The sequence below is a fragment of the Bradyrhizobium sp. NAS96.2 genome (assembly GCF_001908235.1).
Classification (GTDB): Bacteria; Pseudomonadota; Alphaproteobacteria; order Rhizobiales; family Xanthobacteraceae; genus Bradyrhizobium.
This window is the reverse complement of record NZ_LGHK01000016.1, coordinates 210436-231976: the sequence shown is the minus strand read 5'-3', so window position 1 is coordinate 231976 and position 21541 is coordinate 210436. Positions and strand designations below refer to the sequence as shown.

General features: G+C 58.7%; 17 protein-coding genes. All 17 read right to left on the bottom strand.

Annotated elements, in window-relative coordinates; genetic code table 11:
- The coding region (locus AC628_RS04215) for a class I SAM-dependent methyltransferase (protein WP_143201430.1) at window positions 1-1051 on the bottom strand (1051 nt) is incomplete at its 3' end.
- Between the two features lie 23 nt (window positions 1052-1074).
- On the bottom strand, window positions 1075-2937 hold the full coding sequence (gene asnB / locus AC628_RS04210) for an asparagine synthase (glutamine-hydrolyzing) (protein WP_074125480.1): 1863 nt from the start codon (window positions 2935-2937) through the stop codon (window positions 1075-1077).
- Between the two features lie 222 nt (window positions 2938-3159).
- Window positions 3160-4107, bottom strand: coding sequence for a methionyl-tRNA formyltransferase (locus AC628_RS04205; RefSeq protein WP_074125479.1), 948 nt, complete (start codon window positions 4105-4107; stop codon window positions 3160-3162).
- Window positions 4108-4806 carry a polysaccharide deacetylase family protein gene (locus AC628_RS04200; protein WP_074125478.1) on the bottom strand — a complete coding sequence of 233 codons (699 nt, stop codon included), beginning with the start codon at window positions 4804-4806 and terminating at the stop codon, window positions 4108-4110. It lies immediately after the preceding gene.
- A gap of 30 nt (window positions 4807-4836) precedes the next feature.
- On the bottom strand, window positions 4837-5958 hold the full coding sequence (locus AC628_RS04195) for a glycosyltransferase family protein (RefSeq protein WP_143201429.1): 1122 nt from the start codon (window positions 5956-5958) through the stop codon (window positions 4837-4839).
- A 90-nt stretch (window positions 5959-6048) separates the two neighbouring features.
- On the bottom strand, window positions 6049-7089 hold the full coding sequence (locus AC628_RS04190) for a glycosyltransferase family 4 protein (RefSeq protein WP_074125476.1): 1041 nt from the start codon (window positions 7087-7089) through the stop codon (window positions 6049-6051).
- Window positions 7079-7600 carry a hypothetical protein gene (locus AC628_RS04185; protein WP_143201428.1) on the bottom strand — a complete coding sequence of 174 codons (522 nt, stop codon included), beginning with the start codon at window positions 7598-7600 and terminating at the stop codon, window positions 7079-7081. Before AC628_RS04185 ends, AC628_RS04190 begins: the two co-directional genes overlap by 11 nt.
- A gap of 25 nt (window positions 7601-7625) precedes the next feature.
- Window positions 7626-9086, bottom strand: coding sequence for a glycosyltransferase (locus AC628_RS04180; protein ID WP_143201427.1), 1461 nt, complete (start codon window positions 9084-9086; stop codon window positions 7626-7628).
- The gene (locus AC628_RS04175; protein WP_083632567.1) at window positions 9083-10492 is read right to left on the bottom strand and encodes a glycosyltransferase family 4 protein; all 1410 of its coding nucleotides are present in this window, start codon (window positions 10490-10492) and stop codon (window positions 9083-9085) included. The genes AC628_RS04180 and AC628_RS04175 overlap by 4 nt, the downstream gene beginning before the upstream one ends.
- Before the next feature lie 50 nt (window positions 10493-10542).
- Window positions 10543-12456: a glycosyltransferase gene (locus AC628_RS04170; protein WP_074125472.1), complete on the bottom strand. Its 1914-nt coding sequence runs from the start codon at window positions 12454-12456 to the stop codon at window positions 10543-10545.
- Between the two features lie 78 nt (window positions 12457-12534).
- Window positions 12535-13995, bottom strand: coding sequence for a glycosyltransferase (locus AC628_RS04165; RefSeq protein ID WP_143201426.1), 1461 nt, complete (start codon window positions 13993-13995; stop codon window positions 12535-12537).
- Window positions 13996-14016: 21 nt separating this feature from the next.
- The gene (locus tag AC628_RS04160; RefSeq protein WP_210190156.1) at window positions 14017-15183 is read right to left on the bottom strand and encodes a DegT/DnrJ/EryC1/StrS family aminotransferase; all 1167 of its coding nucleotides are present in this window, start codon (window positions 15181-15183) and stop codon (window positions 14017-14019) included.
- Window positions 15184-15249: 66 nt separating this feature from the next.
- Window positions 15250-16404 (bottom strand): class I SAM-dependent methyltransferase, encoded by a 1155-nt coding sequence (locus AC628_RS04155; RefSeq protein WP_083632566.1) that lies wholly within the window; start codon window positions 16402-16404, stop codon window positions 15250-15252.
- A gap of 36 nt (window positions 16405-16440) precedes the next feature.
- Window positions 16441-17496: an ATP-grasp domain-containing protein gene (locus tag AC628_RS04150; RefSeq protein WP_074125468.1), complete on the bottom strand. Its 1056-nt coding sequence runs from the start codon at window positions 17494-17496 to the stop codon at window positions 16441-16443.
- Complete coding sequence (locus AC628_RS04145) at window positions 17486-18184, bottom strand: metallophosphoesterase family protein (RefSeq protein WP_074125467.1); 699 nt, start codon at window positions 18182-18184, stop codon at window positions 17486-17488. The genes AC628_RS04150 and AC628_RS04145 overlap by 11 nt, the downstream gene beginning before the upstream one ends.
- Before the next feature lie 26 nt (window positions 18185-18210).
- Complete coding sequence (locus tag AC628_RS04140; RefSeq protein ID WP_074125466.1) at window positions 18211-20724, bottom strand: lipid II:glycine glycyltransferase FemX; 2514 nt, start codon at window positions 20722-20724, stop codon at window positions 18211-18213.
- Complete coding sequence (locus AC628_RS04135) at window positions 20721-21539, bottom strand: class I SAM-dependent methyltransferase (RefSeq protein ID WP_074125465.1); 819 nt, start codon at window positions 21537-21539, stop codon at window positions 20721-20723. Before AC628_RS04135 ends, AC628_RS04140 begins: the two co-directional genes overlap by 4 nt.
- Window positions 21540-21541: the final 2 nt, after the last annotated feature.

The window sequence follows — 21541 nt, the reverse complement described above, 5'->3', positions numbered from 1 at the left end:
CGAGTTCCTTCATCCAGCCCGCAACCTCGTCATCGCTGTGCTGCCAGGCGTTGTGCGGATGATACCAGTCGAAATTGACCATGTTGTTCGTTTCATAGTCGAATGCCTCGTTCCAGAAGCATTTGAGGAAATTATAGTAGAGCAATCGCTGGACGTTGTGCGTTCCGGCAGGAATTCCAAGCACCGGAATCGGCTTCTCGAGCGTGATCGTGGCGTTCAGCCGCGACAGCTCCCGGCCCAGCTCCGTGATCCCTTCGCACGCCGCATAGCATTCCTCCGCGGACAGCGGCATGAAATTCTGGCGGACATGATCGTCGGCGAAGACACGCACGGCGCCCATCTTCCGATAGACGTAGAAGAAGAACTGGCCGCCGGGCCTGACCTTACGGTACAGGGCCTCGACCGCCGCTCTGGTGTTCGGCGTGTGATGCAGCACACCGTCCGCGATGATGAAGTCGAACGTATCATCGGGGAACGGAGCTTCCATCAAGTCGGCCTGCACGACCGAGCAGTTCTCGAGATCGCGGGTGTTCTCGAACGTCGTCAATGCCGCGTCGGAGACGTCGAGCGCAAACACCTCGCCCGGACAATTCTCGGCGATGAACCTCGTGTTGAAGCCCGACCCTGGACCGACCTCGAGCACGCGCTGCTTGGAGCGGTAGAACGCCTTCAAGGCGTCCAGATCGGGCAGCCCGAGCTTCTTGCAATACCAGCCAAACAGGAATTCCTTGTGCTCGGGTTGCAGCCCATACTGCTTGAAGCGGCGCCACTTGTCCGAGAAGGTCTGGTTCGTCTTGGCCTGCTCATGGGCTTCCGGCCGGCTCTGCGCGGTCGCCGGCTTCGGCAAGCCGTAGCGTGAGCAGAAATCGGTCAAGTCGGGCTGCATCGGGCCGCTCAGGAAGCACGGAACCCCCTGCAGGATCGGATACCACAGCGATGCATCGGGCGTCCGCAGGATGCCTTCGACAACCTGGCCTTCCTGTTGCGTGAAAGCCTCAAGCTGCAGCTCCATCCCGTTCGGACGGAGATGTGAAGACGCAACGGTTCGCATAAATCTAACTCCTACAACTGCAACTAATTGAGGGCACCGCCATAGGCGCCGTGTTGCTTGCACCAAGACTCGAAGCTGAGCAAACACCAGATCAGCGCGACATGGTTTGCCTTCTCCTCGAAATGCTCGTTCAGAATCCGACGTACGAAGTCATGCTGGAGTACGCCTCGCTGCCTGATACGGGATTCCGAAAGTTGCTCCTCGATCCATGGGCGCAGAAGCCCTCTGTACCAAGATGCGTCCGGAGGACCAAACCCCATCTTCGGTTTCCGGTAAATCGTATCAGGCACCAGCGGCCGGACGGCTTCCCGAAACAGGATCTTGCCCGTGGAGCCGTCGGACAGCAGGCCCCAGTCCACGCCGAGCAGATAGTCGACCAGCTCGTTATCGAGAAGCGGCACCCTGGTCTCAAGGGAATGCGCCATGGACAGCTTGTCCTCCAGGGACAGCAGACCTGGAAGGTAGGTCGTCATGTCGACGTGCATGATGACGTCCCAGGGATCCCGCGACGGAACCGAGCCGATCGCGTCGCCGATCGTGGCGAGCGGATCGAAACCGCCAGCGGTTCGCAAGAACTCCGGCGTGAAGGCATCCTTGATCTTCTCCGCCGAGATCGGGACGTTGAGGCTTGCCCGGTAGAGGGCAAAGGCGTCGCGCGAGGCTGCCTGATCTGCGGCCCCGGCGCGAAGACCCTGTATCACGCGTCGCATCAGGGAAACCGGCGTGGCCCGCGGCACGATGGCATATCGGCCGACATATCCTCCGGTGACTTCGTCACCGCCGGTTCCCGACAGCACGACCTTTGCGTCCTGTGCGACCCGCTGCGCGATCAGATAGTTCACATAGGCCATTCCCATGCGCGGATATTCAATCGCCCCGACCGTCGCATCGAGATGACGGACCAGCGCATCCTGCGGCACCATGAGCTCGACACGTTCGATATTGAGCTGCTTTGCGACCTCCCTGGAGAATTCGCGCTCGTCGACAAACTTGTCGACACCGACATTCTCGAGATCGAAGATGCACGAATAGGCGCGAACGACCGGATCAATCTGATGCGCACCGGCCGTGATCGCCGAACTGTCGATGCCGCCCGACAGATACGCCATGACAGGAACATCCGCAGCCAACTGTCTCCGCAACGCGGCTTGCAATATCTCGCCGAACTCGCCCGAGGCCCGCGCCAAACCGGGCGCGTATTTGCGATGATAGGAGGGCGACCAGTAGGTGCCGCGCGAGCTTCCACTCGCCGCAAAGCGTTCGAAGCTGCCCGGCTTGAGGAGACGAACGCCGCGGAATGGCGTGCGGCCTCCCCAATTGTTCATCAGCGTGAAGTACTCCAGGGTTGCGGATGCATCGAACTGCTTGTCGATCAATCCGCTGGCGTAGAGCGCACGCACCTCCGAGCCGAACACGAGCCCCTTGCCGGGCAGTTCCGCGACGTAGACCGGCTTGATCCCGTACCGGTCGCGGGCGATCACCAGCTCACGCTGCCGTTCGTCCCAGATCGCACAGGCGAACATACCGTTCAGCCTGCTGAACAACCCGTCCTTCCACTGCTCCCAGCCGTGCACCAGAACCTCGGTGTCCGAGTGGTCTGTCGCGAAGACATGGCCGGCGGCTTCGAGCTCCTTTCTGAGCTCGCGGTGATTGTAGATCTCGCCATTGAAGACGACCCACACGGTGCCGTCCTCGTTGCTCATCGGCTGGTGGCCCGACACTAGGTCGACGATCGCAAGCCGGCGGAAGCCCAATACGACGTCCGGCGAGGCATAGTAGCCATCATCATCCGGACCGCGGTGCTCGATGCTGGCCGCCATGCGGCGGATGCGAGCGTCCGCATCCGGACACGAGCCAAAATGCAGAATGCCTGAAATGCCACACATCTCTTATCTACCTGGCTCGACCACCGGAGGCTGAGTAACTGATCTTTGCATTCGGCCTAAACCGATACTCTTGCAGCACGACGACTGCTCGGTAGCTTAGCCATATTCGATGAGACTCCTCGCTTCGGGCGCGCGAGTACCGTCGCGGCATCGAAGGAGACCAAGAACTTCAGGTGCTCGACGAATGAACCGCGTCCTCGACCAGTCGGCATGCTGGCCAATTCAATCAAGACCATCGCCAAACCGTCGTCCGACGATCTCCGGCCGAGACATCGGATCAACGTCCGCCCCATCGACCACAGCATGCCTGATCCAGATTGGAGCCGCTCCGCTCTGCACGACCACACCCGATGGAAGGACACGCAAAATGCGGCCGGGCACGCGAGGATGGTCTCGGAACAAGAAGCGATCGTATCGCTGAGCCCGAAGTATCCTCCACTTCTCGGACCCGAGATAGGTAAAGGCGCCTGGGTACGGCGGAACCTGCGCGCGGACAAAGTCGCAGATTTGACGATCGGTCATGGTAAAGTCGATCAGTCCGTCTGCCTCCGTCCTCTTTGGATAGTGGGACAAGAAACGCCGATCCTGGGACCGTCCACCTTCCCCCGCCACCAACTTTCGAATCGCCGCCAAGAACAAGTCGGCCCCGACGTCCATCACTTTTTCATAGAGCGTCTTGACGTCGTCATGCGCTGTGATCTCGACGACCTGGGTAGCCATAATGTCCCCATCGTCGGCATTGGAGGTCAAGCGGAATACGAAGACCTCAATATCCGATTGCCCGTGTATGATGTTCCAGACCAGCGGCGCCCTTCCCAATCCAAGCGGAGGATGACCTGCATGTATCCCTAGCGCCCCCAACCGGGCTAGCGAGAAAACTTCGGAAGGAATCAGTCGATTCCACCCGTTCACGACGAGGAGGTCAAAGTCAATCGCTGCTACATCCGCGACTTCGATCTTGTATTCACGCAGTTGAATACATCTCAATCCGCGCTCTGAGCACCAGGGCGACACATCAACGTATCCGGACACTGCGTATTTTGTACCCAGTTCCGGCGGAATGGTCACGACCGCAGCGACGTCAATGCCAGCGTTCGTCAACTGCGCGAGACCATGTAGGCCATTTTCGGCGCAGGTCACATAAAGAACCTTGGGCCCTTCAGAGGACATCTAGTTGCCCAATCCATGGAAGTAGGGACCCTTCAGAAGCAGGTCTTTTTCGAACCACCAATCTGGATGGACCAGTACTTGAAAGCGCGCGTGCTTATTGAGGTGCACCGTCGGATCTCCCTCTCGCCAAAAGCCGTTCGAGTCCGACAGATACTTCATATCCCCGAAGAAGCGCTTCTCAAGCGCGTAGTTCCTGAAACCCGCCTCAAGCGGATCTAAACTATCGTGGTAATTTCCGGTTTGGTGGACGACCTGGCTGATGTCGCGATGCTCGGAAGCTGAATGTATCTCAAGTCCCGTGATCGCTTCGAGCACGGCCTTCTCCTTGCGCAACAACGCAGCTGGAGACATGTCCAAGGCTCGTCCGATTGTCATAGCCTCAAAATGCAACCCAATTTCGTGCCCCAGCGCTCTCAAAGCATGGATGAGACGATACACATGCGGGGTGAAACAATTGTACTCGTGCGCATGAACTCTAAAGAAGTAAGTCGCCGTAATCCCGAGGTCTGCCTCGATCAAGGCAAGCTGACTTACTCCGTTGAGAGTATAGTCGACGTCATGCCGCATAATCAAAGTACGCGGGCTGCCGGCATCATATTTCTCGAACGATGTAACCTTGTAGTTGTTGTCGAGAGCGGCTTGCAGGAGCAACCGATAGTACTCAAACGTGAAGGGCTTTGGACTGGTGAGGTTAGACATTGAATTGACTTACCAACAGTAGAGGTTTCCTCAGATCAACGACAACGCCTTTTCGGGATGCTCGTAAAGCTCGATCATCCCGCGAGCGATTTTAGCGGGATCGTGCCATCGGCGGACGAATTCCTCCGACCGTTTCCCATACTCGATCAACAAGTCAGGCGCCTCAAGGATTCTCGAAAGATCACGCTCAAGATGACTTGGATCGAGCCTAAGAATAGGAAGTTGTTCCCACATCTGAGACGGCACGTACTCCCTGTCCTCTTCGCGGATGAAAGCTGCGACGGGCTTTCCCATGGCCATCAACTCGACAGCAAACCCCCCATACCAGCCGAACAGGATCTGGTCGATTGCAAGATCGGCACTCCTGTACAATTCCATGGCTTCCGCGTGCGGGAGTCCCTGCACCAAAATCAGCTCAAATTGATACCTGGAGGCGAGGCGATCCAGGGCCGCCATTATGAGATCAGTTCCTTTTGTCTTGGGATCGCTCGGCGCGTGCACAATCCTGACGCGACGCGATCCCGACGGCGGTCGACGCTCGACTCCATCCAAGTCAACGTTGGCGTAGGGTAGAAAGACTCCGTTCGGCACGTAATGCCCAAGTTCGGGATTCAGGTAAAAGACCCGGTCCATCAATGGCAGAAGGACTCTGCTCATCGCTGTGCGATCAAAGTCGTATTGTTTAACGCAGCTGTCGAAGGCGCCACAACGGTCAGGATGACACGGTGTCCAACTGTTTCTCTCGAACGATTGCCGGGCTAATCTGATGTCGCATCCTTGCAACGTCATGAACGTCCGTTTGCCGAGCCGCTTTGCCAGCCTTACGTCCCGCAGAAGCCGTTTGTCTTGGGCCGCGCTGCGGCCGAATGCCATGCCGTAGTCGTCCCAAAGAAAGAAATTGCGACCGAAGTAGTAGTGCAGGACATCGTATTTGAATGGAGCCGAAAGGCCGAAAGCGGAGCGTCTCAGCCTATCAACGATGGTCTTCCCCTGATAGGTCCCCACGGTTACGTCAGCCGGATAGCCGAGCCAAGTGCCGTAATTTACGGCGACATCGCTTTTTAGACCCAGCTTCCTCTCAGCTCTCGAAAGGGTCCAAGGCTGATTTCCTACGTTCACCGGCCCATGAAGAACGCGCATGTTAGCTGTCACGATGTAAATCCTGCAGAGACGTGACGGGAATATCCCGACGGATCAGGCAAACCGCCTTCATTGTTGGACGGCCCTTGAAGAAGAGATCGCTCACAGCTTGAGCCCAATGTGCTTTTGATAGGCTTCCAGCTGTAGTTCAACAATCCTCTTGGCCGAATGGTTGCGCTGGACCCACGAGCGCCCGGCGTCGCCGATCCGGCGCCCATCGCTTCGGTCTGAGATAATCGTCCGTAAGGCTTCAACTATCTCGTCCTCCGTTGAAGCCGAAAGGATAGGCGGCGCCTCCGAAAAGAATTCTTCCGCTGAACGGACGTCGATATTCGTGATGACACGTCGTCCAAGCGCCAGTGCTTCGAAGGTGACTCCTCCGAAGGAGGGAAGAACGAATTGATCCAATACGACGTGGCTCGACAAATATGTTCGCCAAAGCTGCGGCTTACGCATCGGAGAAAGCCACGTTACTTTGGCATCCAGATCCAGGCTGCGTATCAGTTCGCGGGACCTATCAAGGTCGCGTCCCCATTCGATCATGACCAGCCGCGATTGAGAATTCTCCCGCGAGATTGTTGAAAAGGCCCTGATCAGCCTGTCATTGCCCTTCACCAGACTCGGATCAGCGTCCCGCCAATCATGCCGCGCCGGATGAAAGAAGACCACGCAATCATCCGGAGGTCCAATCGAGTCGTTTGCGGCTTGGAACTCGGCAAGTTTCGTATCGTCGAACGCATGCGGAAGCGGTGTAATCCGATCTGGCGGCACGCCCAGCCGTCGCGCGGCAGGCACGCAATCGATGTTGGTGACGAAAACGTGGTCGGCTCCGAGAAACACGGTGGCGGTCAGCCGCCCGAGGCTATCGTCCTGAAACGGAAGTGCCCTCAACGTTCCATGCTCATATCCGAAGTAAGGGCGCCGGGCGAGCAGCGGCCAGGCACCATCGGTTGCGTAGGCCTGGACGACGTCAAACTGATCCAGCAGACCGATGAGCGGCGCGAGCCGCGCCCGATAGCTGGCAAAATCCGCAGCGCTCGGTGGCGAAGCCGGCGCGCTGCCTTGCCGCCACACAGCCGCCAGCCGCATCTGCTCCGGATCATCCTTTGCCAGCACGCGCCGCAGGAAGAGATCACGGGCCATCGCAGGCGACCTGCGAATCAGCCGCGCTATTTTCTGGCCAAGGCGGGTCGCCGGCGGCGGACGCCGTCTGCCCACTCACGGACTGCCGGGCGCGATCCAGCGAGCGTCGAATTTCGTCGGCAAGGTCCGACCGCCCGCCAACCTCGGCGGCAATCATTGAGCAACACAGCTTCAGAGGCCCAGAGGCAAACCATCTCGGCCGCTGGTAACCCCCGAGATCGACCTTGGTCCAGTCGGGAAAGAACGGATCTCCGAGGTCGCCCTCGAACGCCGCCTCCTCCCATTCAGGGCAGGCCATGATGTGGTAGTTCTCGTAGGCGATGACGTAGGCATCGATGCCGTGCTGACGCTGGATCCTCGCGTTGTTGAACGCGTTGTTCGCGATGTTGCCCAGGTGCAGCACGCGCAGAGCTCGCCCATACTCTTCCTGGAAACGCCGATGCCAATCGACGCCTTGCGGCTGTGGCCGTAGCGAAGACGTCACTGCGGTGGAGATGTCGACCGACGTCACCGGAATTGCCCTTGCGGTTCGATCATCAGGGGATCGTCCTCGCGAGCGCACCGAGACGTTCCGAAGCAGGCTGCTTCGCGATCTGGAATGGATGCTCCCAATTCCTCACGAGGGGAATTGCGTTGCGCCGGGCCTTTTCCTGCTCCTGCTGGGACCGAATGCGATCGATGACACCAGGGGGAAAGTTTGCAGTGTCCAGATAGAGCTGTCCAAGCCGCGCAGCGATCGCCGATACGCCGTGCCAGCGCTCGACATAGCGCCGGCCCTGCTCGCCGATCTTGCGAAGGCTGTCCCGGTTGCGGATGACCCACAGCAATGCCTGCTCGAGTTCATCCGGAGTTGCGTTGATGATCGGGCATTCCTCCGGCGCCTCGACCAGATCCGGACTTCTAACGAAGCTCAGGACCGGCTTGCCGAGCGCCATCGCTTCGAGCGCGGTGTAGCCGTAAGCGCCGCCGATGAACTGATCCGCCACGATGTCGGATTGCGCAAAAAGCTCGACCACCTGGCTGTTCGGCACACCTTGGATCTTGCAATATTCGATATCGTATCCCTGCTGTTTCAGCCGCTCGATCGTTCGCTCCAGGTATTTCGAGCCCTTGAAGTGCGTGTGGTTTGGTGCGTGCGCGATGCGAAGCGGACCGGATGGCGCGTTCGGGAGAACGGCACTCAACCGATCCAGGTCCAACGGCCAGTAGTTGATATGCTTTGCCGTTGGCATGTAGGTCAGCATGTCACCAAGCGAGACAAGCGCCGTCACCTTCTTGGCCACTTCGGAAATATAGCGCTGAGCCTCTGCGTCGTGACACGTACAATATTTCGGCGCTTCCGTGCAATCGACGCAGAAATTCCATTTGCCGAGCGCCAGGGTCGCCTGCCTGGTGCGAACATCGGCACCATACGCATAGATATAGACCCGCTTGCGTGCCCGTCGCAGCGCGGCAAGCTCCTCAAAATTGAGCTGCAACCGGTCCGTCGAATCGAGCAAGCCACGGTCGGCGAAGAAGTGAAACACGTCATATCGAAGCAAGGCCCACGCGAGCACCATGCGCTGGAATGCGGGTCCCAAACCATACCTGAATGCCAGACTGTACGGGCGATGGAGATCTAGATCGAAGCGTGACGTTATGACGTAGGTTACGTAGACGAGCGAGGTCGATCGAAAGCCAAGCGCCCGGTCGGCCCTCGCCTTGAGTTCCAGGGTCAAAATCGGAGTTGCGCCCCACAAGCTGCTAGGTCGTCCGCGCCGCAACCGCACGGCTCCAAATCCTGGAGCAATGCAGATCGCGAGCCTTAGAAAGCCGCGCGAAAGTGCGGTGGCGCAGTGCCCAACCAGGCTTAAAAGTCTTTGCGTGAGTACCAGCAGCTGGTAGCGGATTATTGCCGCCCGATCTGGCGATTTCGCGATCGACCACAATGTGAGCATCCGCCTTCGAACGCTCCGCGGCAACACCAACCGCGCGAGCGATCTCAGTCGATCGCTCATCGCATGGATCCGTAGGTCCGGGGCTTTCTTAGGCCGTCGTAGAGCGCAACGACCTTCTGCCACTCCGACTTTGCATCCAGCGTCGCGAGAGTCTTACGCGTGCTGGCGGCGAAGGTCGCTCGCAGGTGCTCGTCTTGTGTCAGGCGGTTGATCGATTCCGCGATGGAACGCGGATCGTACGGGTCGAACGTCAACCCGACCTCATTCTCAAGCACAAGACGCTTCGCTTCGGGATAATGCGCAACAAGGACGGGAAGATCGGCCGCCAAGTATTCGAAAATCTTGTTGGGGAGCGCAAAGGTGAAGTTGCGACACAAAGCCGGCAACGTCCAAATTCCCGCGTCCGCGCCGCGGGCGGCCGCAACAACATCCTTCGATGGAACGGGCGGAGCAAGCACAACCCTGTCCTCCACGCCAACGCGCCGCGCCAATGCCAAATAGTCGGGCCCGAACAGATCCAGGGAAGGACCTCGAATGACGAAGGTACAATCCGGAGCATAGGCGAGCGATTCAATGATTGGCTCGATCAGGCGAGTAGGACCGGTCCCTCCTTGCCACAGCAGCACGAAGGTCGATTCGGGCAATCCCAATTGCTGCTTCAGCGGCGGATACTCACGTGAGGGTGTCGCTGCAATATCGGGAATGTTACGAATCACGACCGGGCGGCGACCACCGAGTTCCGCCTTCATTGTGTCAGCAATTGAATCACACACGGTGATCGTAGCGGATGCTTCCGTAAGACAACGAACTTCCAACTCCTGAAGCGCCCGCTTCCAATCGGAAGGATACGGTGCCCAAGCAGACTGCTTTGTATTCCAATGAACATTTTCCGAGAACCATTCGTGGAAGTCTACCACGAGGTGAGCGCCTCGATACCTTGCGGCCGCCATTGCGGCGTACGCCGTGGAAAGATCATGCGCATGGAAGGCAAACGGCGTTCTTTTTACCGCTTCCAGGTAAAGCCGATCCGCAAGGTAACCCGGCTGCTCGTTCATGAACGTCGCCGCGGTCCAATCGACGTATTCGATATGAACGCACGGTCCCCAATCGATATTGAAGGATGCCCCTGCCCCCTCCGACGGCTCCGGACAGATCACCGTCACGTCGTACCCCGCGGCGCCAAGCGCACGAGCTTCTCTTTCAACCCTTGGGTCCACACGCAGATCGGAGACGACAAGCATCACCACTTCGCGACCTGAAGCAGATCGTCCAATCCGGCTGCTTCCAGACTTAGCGTCCCCCGCTGCAGTCATCATCGGGATTCGAGCTTGCGCCAACCGCGCGCGACGAATCCCAAGCCGGGTGATCAACGCATTCCAACGCCCGAAAAGGAAATAGAATATCGGCCGCAATGCGTGAAAAAGAGGAGGATAGTTCTTGATGAAAGATGAGATCTGCTTGAGCATCGTTCTACGGCAACTCTACGAAACCAGCGTCGACGTGGCAGGAGACATCATTACCACTGCCCGACCAGCAAATTGCTATACGCCTTGCACTGAAGAGCAACAATTCTTTCCGCGGAATGGAAAGTCGACATCCACTGAGAAGCAGCTTGGCCCCGGCCTCGGGTATCAAGAGGATCCTGGATGACTTCCCGCATTCGCGCTGCGCATTCAGCGACGTTACTAGCCGCGAGCAAGGGCGGCTCTTCACCGAAAAACAAGGCCGTCTGCTGCTTGTCGATCGCCGAAATCAATCGAACTCCCAACGCCATTGTCTCAAACCCAACGCCGCCGAGCGCTGGAACATTGAATTGGTCGACCACCGCATGCGATCCGCAATAGCGCTGCCACAGCTCCCCTTTCGACATCGTCGGGGTCCATTCAACCAGCTCGGAGAGGCCTAACTCCTCGATCAAATTCTTGCTGTCTGCGACCTCTTGGCCCCATTCGACGAATACGAGCCGGAAGTTCCCCGCCTCGCGCGCGACTTCAGCCGCGGCACGGATGATCACATCGTTGCCCTTCAGCCAGGATGAATTTCCCCGCTTCCAATGGTGACGCGAGGGACTGAAGAAAATAACCGGCCCGCCTGTCGGCGGATTCAACTCTGGGTGCGCCTCGCGAAACGCCTGCAACTTTTGATTATCAAACGCGTGCGGGAGGTAGAATACCCTATCCTTCTTTAATCCCAAGCGCTCGACCGAAGGCAGCACGTCCGAATTGGTTACGAACACTGCAGGCGCGCGCTGAAACGAGAACCGACAGATCAACCCGGTCAGATTGTTCTCGAACGGGATTTCGCGCAGCGTTCCGTGCTCGTAGCAGCAGAAATTCTTGACGCCATTGATCATGGGTATCAGCCCGTCAATGGCATATCCCTGAATGATGTCATAGTGCGGGAGGATAACCTCGAAGGCCCTTGGATGCTCGGTCACATACTCCTCGCGATACCTGAGGGATTGACCATCGAGCTCGGCAGGGTCCTTCCTAATTTCATCCAGCAACGTCTCAATTTCCTTTGCTCGCGTTACCGGTTCGGACATCGATCGCGCCACGCAGCCCGGCTTCGAGACCGGAATACGCTTGAGCGTTGCCTGCTCCAGGAGCGCCACGAGCGTCAGGAAGCGGTGAATCAGCGAGCGGACAAGCGACGACGACGCCTCTTGCATCCCACGAGCGCGCAGCTGGCGAACATCTTCCCGCAACGTGCTGAGTGCGGCGCGAGCCTCGACATCAGCTTCAGGACCTCGGCGGGCAATTACCAACCATGCAGCTGCCGAGATTCGGTCCAACCAAGCCTCGAAGCGACTTGCTTGGCATTCACGTCCGATCAGGCCATTTGCCACGAACGTTCCAAGCCAGATTCTGTACAGGCTCACGGGCCGAAGCAGGAAGTTCAGACGCCGGGGGACATTTTTAGCGGGGGGCCCTACATTCTCGCCGGAACGAGCATCCTGAAGAGCTGCCAGCTCCAGTTCCAACCACTTCAAATATGCCGTCGTTCTCCACCCCGCGTTCCGGGCGAAAAGGTATTGAATGCAAAGCGCGGATGGGCCCTGAACAAACCAACGAGGCCGCTTCCATCCTTTCAGGCTTGTTGCCCACCAATCGGGCTTGAAGGGATCCTTCCCAAGCGCCGAGGAGCCCTCCTCTAGTGCACCATCTTCCCACTCGGGACACCCCATGATGTGGTAGTAGTTGTAACACAACACGTCCGCTTCGATGCCGCACTTCCGCTGAATGCGGGCGTTATTGTAGGCATTGTTGGCTATGTTGCCGATGTGAAGAACGCGAAGCGGCCGGCCCATTCTTCGCTGAAAGTCGTCGATCAGACGCAATGCGCCTGCGTTTTCCGCCTCAATCGCCCGTGTTGAGTCGATTTGATTCAGATGACTCTCGGGGCCGATTTCGGCGTAGGGAATTGACACTGGTTTAGGCGTCCCGCGCACTGGTAACGAGTCTGCAAGACCCGTTCGAATTTTCGAGCAGGGATCGCTTTGACGGCATCACGAACTCAGCGACTTCGTGCGTTCGGCGATTGTTGCTTTCAGCGGCTTTGGCAAATCTGCGGTCTCCCCATATAGATCAGCCAAATGCCTGCCAAGCGCCTCTACCGAGTAGTTCTTCCGGACATAATCAGGGCCGGCGGCTCCGAGTTTTGAAAGCCGTGTGCGGTCCGCGATCAGCTGACGCAAGGTTTCCTTAATCGTATCTGGATTTGCTTCGATGACCGGGCAGCCTTCGCGATCGGCGACCGCTACTCCATCGTGCAGATAGCAGACGACGGGACAGCCCGATGCCATTGCTTCAACTGCAGTCAAGCCGAAGGATCCGCTTATGAGCTGGTCGACAAGAACATCGATCTTCTGCATCGCCTCCAGTATTTCATGGTGCGGCTTTCCGCTCAGTTGCAAGAGCTCGACTGCATGACCTTCAGCCTGCAGGGAATGGATTGCGCCCTCTAGATATTTTGTCCCCTTGAAATAGCCGTGGTTCGGAAAGTGCCCCACAATCAGATTTCCATCCCCTTGAGACCAGGATCGTCGGGGAGAGAATTTATTAACGTCGACCGTCAGATACGGCACATTTCGAGCGCCAGGGATAAGCCTCATGGCTAGCCCGTGCGCAACCACGGCAGTCGAGTACTCTCTGATGACCTGCAGCATGGCGGCGCCGCCGGCATCGTCGCAGACACAATAGACACCCGGTTCAGGGCACTCGGTGCAGAAGTTCCATTTTCCAAGTGCCAGATTCTTCTCACGCGTCCGGTGGTCGGCACCGTATGCGTAGGTATAGAGCCGCTTGCCGGCTTGGCGATATATTTCCATCTCGCGCACCGCAATTCCAAAGCGAGGACTGCCATAGCCGCCGGCCGGTTCGATGATGCCGCGGTCGTTGTAGAGATGAAAGAAATCGAAGTTGGCAATGGCCCAGATCAGCACGAGCCATCGAAACCGGTACAAGTCCTCGCCACGCTCAGCTATGACGCGCTCCTGAAGTTCCGATAATACGAAATCAAAATTCGAGGAAGTGTGGTACGTGGTGAACACGAGCGAGTAGGCGTTCGCGCCCAAGGCGCGGTCGGCAGCAACGCACTCGCGCAGATTGACGATCGGCGTAACACCCCAAAGCGAGTTCAACTCGCCTCTCAACAATCGATCCTCAGCTATCACGCGACAATCGGCCACGAGCGCACTCCAAAATTCTTGCGCTTCAGATGATTGATCGGGATTTAGAAATGGTCGCAGCGCATCCAGCAAGGCGGCAAGGAGCGCATAGTTGCAATCGGCAACAACCCGATTCACGTTTTCAAAGATCGCCTGATCTATACGCCCTCTCCGTTGTGCAGGAGAAAGCGCAGAAACAACTGCGCCAAAATCATGGTTCTTTCGTGCGAACTGCGACAGATTGGGAAAACGCGTCCCCTCAAATAGGCAGTAAGTCAACCGAAATAGCTTCGAGAACACCGATGCGGCTCCGCGCGTGCCTCAGGCGCAAGCCCGATTGATGCAATCAACCACTCGGAGCTGATCCTCTTCCGTCATGTTCGGATAGATAGGCAACGTAATCGTCGTGTCCTCCGCGAGTGCCGCGTTCGGAAACTGCTCGGGCCGCAGACCATATTTGTTCTTGTAATAGCCGAGCCGGTGCACTGCATGCGTGCCCGGCCGGGTTTGAATTCCCGCCGCAGCCAGCGTCGCCATCACCGCGTTGCGGCGCGCGCGGTCTCCGTCAACGAAACGAATGACGTAGGACTGAAACGCGTGCCCGTCGACGTCCCCGCCGAGCGGCCGCACGATCGAATTGTTTCCTGCCAGCAGCTCGGAATAGCGATGCCCGAGACGTCTGCGTTCCGACAGCAGCCGGTCAAGCTTGCCCATTTGCGCCACGCCGACGGCTGCCTGGATGTCGGACAGGCGCAAGTTGAAGCCGAGATTGTCGAACGTCGCCATCGTCCATGGGCCGTGAGGCTCGATCGACGCGTCCGGAGCGCCGGTGGAGCCGTGGTTGCGTTGCGATCGCACGCGTTCCGCAAGATCATCGCGGTTGGTGGTTACGGCACCGCCCTCTCCCGTCGTGACCGCCTTGCGCGGGTGGAATGAAAAGCAACCGATGTCGCCGATCGCGCCAACCGGCCGGCCCTTGTAGGTCGTACCGATTGCGCACGCAGCGTCCTCGATCACTGCGATGCCGCGAGGTTCCGCAATCGCCTTGATCTCATCCATCGGGGCGGCGAGACCGAACAGGTGGACCGCAACGATCGCCTTCGTGCGCGGTGTGATCGCCGCCTCCAGCCGCTCCGGATCGATATTGAAGGTCGACAGATCGATGTCGACGAAGACCGGCTTTGCGCCGACATATTCGGCGGAGTGCGCGCTTGTCACCCAGGTGAAGGCCGGGACCATCACCTCGTCGCCCGGCCCAAGTTTCAGGGCCAGGGTCGCCAAATGCAGCGCGGCGGTGCAGGACGTGCACGCAAGGGCATGCCTAACGCCATGTTTCTCGGCAATCAGCCGCTCGAACCGCTCCGTGAACGGTCCCTGCGTCACCCATTTCGAGTCGAGGCATTCCCGCAGCAACGCAATTTCAGCTTCGTCGAAACTCGGTTCTGTGATGTTCATTTGATCGATACTCTCAATGCCGGGGCCCCACACACTTCCGTCGCGAACGAACTGCTTCGAAACCCGACCGCGAAGTTGCAGGACCGTCCTTGACGCGCCTTAAGCCGAGTAGATTTCCACGCCGTAAGGCGCCAGCTTCGCTTTCACCTGATCGAAGTAGACCGGGCTGATCGCCAGCGCCACGTGACGAATTCCCAATTCCTTGATCTTGTCGAGGCCGCCCACCGAACGTCCGTGCAGACCGCTCCCCCACGTGGATCGATTTTCGTCGAGATAGGCCGCGATCTTCGCAACGTCGAAGCCGAGGTAGAACGGCGCAAACAAACCCGACGACCCCAGGCCAAAGATGGCAAAGGGCTCCCCGGCGGCATCGGCTGCCTTGCGGCACCGGTCGATCGCGTCCATCGCGTTCTTGGCCACCATCGCGTTCTGATCGACGATGCGCTGATTGAGCTCCACGACATTCGCCGCTTGCGGCTTCGGACCATCAACCTTCCTCAGCAGAATAAAGATAGGCACTCCCGCTTCCTTGGAAGCCACCACCTCGAATCCTGCGGCGTGAGCCAGCGATTCCAATGAATGCAGGGTCAGCTTCGACAGGTGATCCGCGCAAAACAGGTCGTTCGGATTCTTCGCGAAATTGGGAACGCGAATGTAGAAGAGGCCCGACGTCTTGAGCCGCTGATGCGCCCATTTCAACATGTCGAGCGGGTTGTCGACGTGCTCGAGCACGCCCAGCGCCACGATCAGATCGAAGCTGCCCGCCTCGGCCTCGAACTCCTTGTAGTCGCAGCGGCTAAGCCGGGCGGAAGGAAACTTCTTCTGCAGGACATCGAATGCCGAGCTCGGCTCGAAGGCCGCCGCACGCCAGTCGCGGGATTCCTCGAGAAAATGTGCGAGAAAATCGCCCTTTCCCGCACCGATCTCGAGAATGGATCCATCAGCCGGCAGACCGGTCATCTCCCTCAGAATCTGGTGCGTGCGCTCCGCCTGGGAGATGGGCGCCGGACCCGAGAAGCTCTGAATTGCCGCGTCCTGGCTCTTCATCATCAGGCTGTAGCTTTCCTTATAGAAGGCTTCGCTCCATCCCCTGGTCCCGCCGGCATTGAATATCAGGCCGCAATCCGAACAAAGCCGATTGCCCAACGACGCGTCACGCAGGACCATCATATCCGAGGTGATGCATGTCCCTGAAAACGAAGGATAGATGTCATGCAGACGATCGGACTCGCACACCGGGCACTGTTTTTTCATCGTGGTCGCTCTCTGTTGGTCGTGGAACGTCGCTTCCTAGCCGACTAGATGCTCTTCCAAGCCGCGCAAGATCATCATTTCCTTGTATGGAAACCGCTCCGGGATCGTTTCCCCGAAAACATCGCGTCGAATGAGAACGTCGGGCTCATTGTATCCGGCCATTGCCCTCAACGAGGTCGTTCCCGAAAAGCGCGGGTTGATCTCAAATGGAATGACGACACCGTCCGCAACGCGGCACTGCACGTTCACCGGCGCCTTCGGCGACAGCGACTCGGCGATCTTCTCGCACGCGCTTCGAACCGACGGCCAGTTGGCAACGTGCCCTTGCGAGATGCCCGTCGACACAACGAGCCTCGCGCCGAATTCGGACCGCCCCGTCCGGTTTGGAACCTGCGCGCGGATCGTCAACGCGTTGTTGATGACACGCTTGATAGCAATCGAATTGATCAGGACGCCATCCGCTCCGAAAAGCACGCCAACGGTGTACTCGTCTTCAGAACTGCCGATGTATTCCTGGATCGTGAACGATGGACAAATTCCGAGGAGATAGCGCGAGAAAGTCAGCAGTTCCTCGGTCGACTGAACGATGAACACGTTGGCCGATCCGCCACCCCCTACTGCAGGCTTCAGGATGGCCGGCAAGACTGACCAATCATCAAGATCGGACAGATCGCGGACTTCCCTGAACTTCGGCGTCGGGAAGCCGCACGACGCCAGATGCGCCATGGTTTTCGTCTTGTCCTGGCAGATATCCAGAACCGACGGCGGGTTGACAGGAACGTAAAAGCCATCCGCCTCGAGCGCAGCTCTGGATCGGCTCATCACAGCCATCTCGGGCTCCGACCCATGAAAGATGGCGACGCACTTCTCTGATTGGGCGAGAGACCTGAGTTCATCCAGGTAAGCGGGATCAGTCGCCCGCGGCAACCTCACGAATTTATCGACCAGGTGCCGGTTCGCGCAGGCATCGGACATGTCGGTGCCAACGATGTCGTATTCGAGCTCTCCCAGCCGAAGAGCCTTGAGGATTTGCTCGCCATGCCCGCCTCCGCCAATCCCGGTCAGCAGCACCTTGACCCGCCTACGCTTCACGATCGTTCCTCACTTCGTAGTTTGAGCATCGTTCCAGCAGGGATGTTACAGTGGGCGAAAGCGAATGGCGCGAAAGGATTCGGCGGCAACAGCCCGAGATATCGAACCTGATGATCGTCGCTGAACGTTCGCCAAGATCGTAAATGCAGACCGCGCCACGGAGGTCGTCACCTCGCGGGAGGCCACAACTCCCCACGTTGACAAGCAGCTTTCCGCCGTGCTCGCGCACGAACGGATGATGGGTGTGGCCCATGAAAACGATATCGGCGTTCACAGTAGAGAGATCGGCCAAGCTGCTGTCCGGATAGACATATCCCGCGAGCGGATCCTTTGGACTGCCATGGACGAACAGCATCGTTCCGTGCTCGCCGTTCAGGCGCAGTTGCGACGGCCACTCGCTGATGAACTCTCGCTCATCGTGGCTAAGCGCCGCGAATGTTTCCCGGTGACGATAAACGAGATCCTTCGCGTCACTCGCGCTCTGTCGCAGCAGCATGTCGTCGTGATTTCCGCGAACGGAGCGAATGCTGCTGCCCATCAGTGCGCTGACGACGCCCTTGTCCGGGATATATCCAACGGCGTCGCCCAGAAAGTAGATCTCGTCGGCGCGCGCGTCCGTCAGGATCTGGAGCGCCAGCTCGAAAGCTTCCACGTTACCGTGGGCATCAGACAGGATACCGATACGCATGCCGAGATGATCAGTCGTTTCCAATCTCAGGACCAGGGAAACGCGAAGCGTTTACGCACGGCGGAGCCGCTTTGAGTTGGCCTTCGCTCGAACCACTCGAAACATTCGCTCATCGTCCACGGAATAAACCCGTCCTCAACGACCTTGCGAACTGCCTGGTGCATCCCCCGAGTCTTATCGATATTCTCGGGATGCAGATTGACAACGATCACACCGGGAACGCCATCGGTGCGAATCCGATCAGCCAGCTCGAGGATACAGTTACCCGACTGATGATCATCCCAACCATGCACGAATACGATCCCGTCACCGATCGCAGTCAGGACGCTCCAATGTTCAGTCAGCTTGTCATCCAGCAAGAGCTTGGCCGGCAACAGCGAACCATTGAGGACGCAACCGTCGAGCCCCGGCAAATTGGAGCTGCCCTTCACGCCATGAGCATTCCAGGCCGTCGCATGTCCCCAATAGCCATCGTTCAGAAAGCCATGATTTCGAACGGTGCGCGCACCCTCTCCGGTCAATTGCTCGAACCACTTTGCCTGTTCGGCGAACAGATTGGCGTATTGATCGGGATGCTCGAGCGCATCGGGATGAAGGCCCAGTTCGACCTTCCTGCTCGACTTAAGCTGCTTGAGCGTGCTCGCGGTGTGCTTCGTGAGGGGGTGAAGATAGTACGTGACCGGTGTCGATCCGAGCGCCTCGCGCTGCTGGGCATAGCGGCTTAGTGCCGCCTGGTCATCATCGCCGGTCACGACAATGGCGCCCGCCGCCCCGTTCGGCAGCATCGGCAACCTGTTCACCTTGCAATGGCGCGCCAATGCATCGGCCAAAGCCTCGCACCACCAGTCGGCGGGCCGCTCACGCAAGCTTTCCCCCGCAAGCTGGCCTTCGAACAGATAGTTCGGCCGCTCGCCGGCGAAACCCCACATCGCCTCCGTGGGACGCTTCGCGGCCGCCACTGGGTCGCCCTGACGATAGCGAACAAGATCGGAAACGAAATCGGTTCCGATGAACATGATCGGGCCGCCTGCAGCGGTGTTCAAGCAGAGCCAGGCAGCGCGTCCCTCATCGTCGGATACGATTGGAACGCCGTCCGGGGCGGCAAAGCGCATGTAGGAATGCAGCGTCCGCAGCCGCTTCCACGGCTTCGCCCCTGCCATCTCCGCCCGCAGCACTTGAGCGGAGCCGATGGTTCTTGCCTCCGCCACAACAGCAAATGCCTCAGCGAACTCGACCGCCGGCAGCACTGCCGCGACCGCGCGGCCGTTGGCGAGGACCTCGCGTGCCATACCCACATCCGTCCCCTGAGGACGATACAGCACGACGGGCGCGCCGTCGGACGATGCCGAGGCCTGCGGAAACCCAAACACCCGGAGAAGGTGCGCGACGAATTCGCTGCCGGTTTGCGCAGTCTGGGACGCCGGCGCTGCGCGGTGCCCGATGCACTCGAGATTGTCCCGTATCGTGGGAAGCTCTCGGATGTACTTTTCGGGATGCCGAAACATACTGCCCTGGATGATGGATCTGGCCTTGGATCCGAACTTGGTCTTGAAATACGATACTTTGGAAATCGGCCAGTCCCTCGGCACTTCAGGAAACCATGGGCCCAAGCGGTAGGCCTGGAAGCCGGCGCGCTTCGCCCACAGCATCGCACTCCAATGGAGAAAGTCGTTCGGTCTGAAGTTCAATTCGTCGGGTCGCGAAACTCCGGCCATGAAATGCACGGCACCCTTGTCGCTCAACAAGAGCAGGCCTGCCAGGCGGGTCCCTTGGGCCCGCGCAAACATCAAATGCGCGCGGCCCTGCGAAAAGAAACGTTCTAGCACGGCTTCATAATAGTCTGCGGACGGCAGCACCTCACCCGTCCTTGCCGCCGATTCCCTTGCTATTTCCAGGTAGCTGCCCAGCGCCGAGCGATCCGTCGCAAGCTCAAACTCGAGGCCCGCCTTGATCGCCTTCCGAACCGCCCGGCGGCACCCGTCATCCAAATTCGCGAACAGGTCTTCCTCCGACGGATCAAGGTCGATCAACTGATCGGCATTGACGGTCGAAAGGCCCGGAAAGGGCGTCATTCCATGCGGACCGAAGGCGATCCCGAGGTGGAATCCAAAGTCCCTCACCCAGAAGGGAATTTCCTCGCGCGAGGCCGAGCGATTTGCCGGCGCGAGATTGTGGCTATTCAGCTGGATCCGATCGACGTCGTACAATTCAGCAAGCGCAAAAATCTGCTTCATGGCCGCCGAGCGGACAGCCCGCATTGTGCTTCGATTAATCCCGTCACGAATTGCCAGGCCAGTATGGCGATGAATGCCCGAATGCAGCAGTCGCTCACCGAATACGCCGCCCTCGTTCAAATACAGCGGCTGGATTCCGACAACGTCGCCGTTTTCAACGAGCCCAAACGACAGGTTGGCATCCGCGAAGAACCGCTCTTCGATCCCAACCCATGCCGCGTCGTGGGTGAGCCACGCCTCAGGCGAGGACGCCGCTAACGGGTCCCAGCGATCGGGCCCAAGCTCGTGAAATCCGACGATTTTCATTTCGCGATGAATATGGCGTTGAAGCGCGTGCCGACATACGGGTTGCGGGCGTGAATGTCGGTAATCTGAGTTTCAATCCGAAGGCGCCGCCCGAGCTGAATGAAGTCGTCCTTGGAGAAATAGTGCGACACGATCTCCGGCTTGATCTCGCGCACGGCGTTTTTGGTGCCCAATCCCAGATAGCGCGAGAATTTCGACAGCGAACCCGCTTTCTCGGCCTTAACCAGGGTTTCGATGGGCGGACGGCTTAACTGGGCCCCGAACCCGGCTGCCAGCCGGGTTGCGATTTCCTGAGTTCGCTCAATTTCACTTCGGTCCGGGACAGAGCCAATAAGCACGCGGCCGCCGCTTTGCACGGTGCGCAGCATGTCCCGAATGATCTTCTCACCCGTCTCGAACGTCGGAAAATTGGAGAACACGTCGTAGCAAAAGGCGGCATCGAACTCGCCGTTGCCGAATTCCAACTTCTGCCCGTCCCCCTTGCGGAACTCGGCATTACCGAGCTTCAGCCGCTGCGCGACCCGCAACGGCGCCTCCGCAAGATCGATCCCGGTGTACTTCCGCACGTTCGGCGCAACGAGAGACGCCAGCAGGCCAGCCGCACATCCGACTTCCAGCACTGCGGAGTTCTGATCAATTCGCATCAGATCCAGGAGGTGCGACTTGAGATCATCGAGCAGGGTCTGGTCGGTCCAGAGAAACGGATTTCTGCCGGCGACATAACAAAGGTCGTCCAGCGTCGGCTCCTCGGATATCTGTCGGGCGCGAAGCTCGAAGAAAGCCTCGAGGCTTTCCTGCCAATCACGATCTGCCATTT

Excerpts from the sequence above, each read along its gene's own strand:
- AC628_RS04145 (WP_074125467.1), bottom strand. The coding sequence starts at position 18,184 with ATGCGTATCGGTATCCTGTCTGATGCCCACGGTAACGTGGAAGCTTTC.
- AC628_RS04175 (WP_083632567.1), bottom strand. The coding sequence starts at position 10,492 with ATGCTCAAGCAGATCTCATCTTTCATCAAGAACTATCCTCCTCTTTTT.
- AC628_RS04200 (WP_074125478.1), bottom strand. The coding sequence starts at position 4,806 with ATGTCTAACCTCACCAGTCCAAAGCCCTTCACGTTTGAGTACTATCGG.
- AC628_RS04190 (WP_074125476.1), bottom strand. The coding sequence starts at position 7,089 with ATGGCCCGTGATCTCTTCCTGCGGCGCGTGCTGGCAAAGGATGATCCG.
- AC628_RS04135 (WP_074125465.1), bottom strand. The coding sequence starts at position 21,539 with ATGGCAGATCGTGATTGGCAGGAAAGCCTCGAGGCTTTCTTCGAGCTT.
- AC628_RS04180 (WP_143201427.1), bottom strand. The coding sequence starts at position 9,086 with ATGAGCGATCGACTGAGATCGCTCGCGCGGTTGGTGTTGCCGCGGAGC.
- AC628_RS04155 (WP_083632566.1), bottom strand. The coding sequence starts at position 16,404 with ATGAAAAAACAGTGCCCGGTGTGCGAGTCCGATCGTCTGCATGACATC.
- AC628_RS04205 (WP_074125479.1), bottom strand. The coding sequence starts at position 4,107 with ATGTCCTCTGAAGGGCCCAAGGTTCTTTATGTGACCTGCGCCGAAAAT.
- asnB (WP_074125480.1), bottom strand. The coding sequence starts at position 2,937 with ATGTGTGGCATTTCAGGCATTCTGCATTTTGGCTCGTGTCCGGATGCG.
- AC628_RS04140 (WP_074125466.1), bottom strand. The coding sequence starts at position 20,724 with ATGAAAATCGTCGGATTTCACGAGCTTGGGCCCGATCGCTGGGACCCG.